Here is a 1,152-nt window from a genome sequence, read left to right as displayed (position 1 = left end):
CGGTGCTGGCCCAGGACACGACAAGCCCGACGCTCAGAGATTGTGAACGTGCTGCGCACATGATCGATGCAGGCCCGGCGGCGAGCGGCGCTCAGAAGTTTCCCCGTGCAGCCTCCTTCAGGATGAGCTTGTCCAACGTCAGGTCTGATCGCCACGGCCATTGCGGTTCTGGCCCGGCCACCCGAGACATTCCGCAAGGCACGCGACTTTGCGGCATGGCTCGGCCTGGTGCCACGGCAACACTCGACGGGTGGCGAGCAGCGCCTCGGGGCATTGCCACTGCGCGAGGAGTCTCTAGTCTCTTCACCCAAAGCATCATTTTGGTCTCGGATGCAGGTCAAGCAGATCGGGTAGGGATGGTTAGGTAGTCGTGACACGTACCGAAAAGACGAAAACCGGCGGGCAAGGCCCCGCAGCTCAAGCAAATTTGCCATCAAGCGTGAAGCTGCGATTGAAGTACATTAAGGACATGTACTTCGATGACCTCGGGCTTGCGTAGCTGCACAGGAGGCTGAACGGCGAGGTAACTAATGATGGTGACGCGCCGACTGAAACACCGGATTACTTAGTGTCAAAGGGAGTTGACAGGATTGGCATTCAATACAGGGCGCTTGCGCTTCAGTTTGATCCCGACAAGAGCAACGCACCCGATGCAAGCGCCATCCAGAAAATTTCGCGCGCCCTAGCTCGGCATTATCTTTGGGTAGCAAAAACTCGCCATGGGGCACCAGATCCTAAGATGGTTGAGAAAGTCACGGGGCAGTTGGCCAGTTGGATCGAGACCGGATCTGGCAGTCCGCTACTTTCACTGGAAGGCTCTAAATTTCCAGCGGTTGAGCTCAGCTTTGAACATCTGCAGAAACTCGAAACTACACCGGCTCAGGCAGATTCACCGTTTGCCGCTTTGTCTTCTATGGCGGGATCTTCGGCCGCGCGGAAATATCTAAGAGGTGCGCCGACGGAAGACTGGGCGGTGATGTGGCCGGGTCCATGGCAAGGTGCACCTTGCGCCATTGGCGACGGCCCTGCGGGCCATGCTTGCGCGCCTGCCATTCACCATCGCCGAGGAACTTGATCCCGGTGCTGTCCACGAGCAGGTTCAGCGGCTCGTCTGCACGGCGATACGGAACCTGAACGGCCAAGGTTTTCTGC

General features: G+C 58.2%; 3 pseudogenes. 1 reads left to right on the top strand and 2 read right to left on the bottom strand.

Going from position 1 to position 1,152, the window contains the following annotated elements:
- A pseudogene (locus FLO80_RS21725) lies at positions 1–148 on the bottom strand (IS3 family transposase); the annotation flags it as partial.
- Between FLO80_RS21725 and FLO80_RS21720 the strand changes: the two are divergent.
- Positions 145–273: pseudogene (locus FLO80_RS21720) on the top strand (transposase); the annotation flags it as partial. The pseudogenes FLO80_RS21725 and FLO80_RS21720 sit on opposite strands and share 4 nt — an antisense overlap.
- A 701-nt stretch (positions 274–974) precedes the next feature.
- Here FLO80_RS21720 and FLO80_RS21715 read toward each other — a convergent pair.
- Positions 975–1,152 (bottom strand): annotated as a pseudogene (locus FLO80_RS21715) (transposase); the annotation flags it as partial.

The organism is Aquicoccus porphyridii (genome assembly GCF_008369105.1).
Taxonomy (GTDB): Bacteria; Pseudomonadota; Alphaproteobacteria; order Rhodobacterales; family Rhodobacteraceae; genus Aquicoccus; species Aquicoccus porphyridii.
The sequence above is the reverse complement of the archived record's forward strand: the minus strand, read 5'-3'. Positions and strand labels throughout refer to the sequence as shown.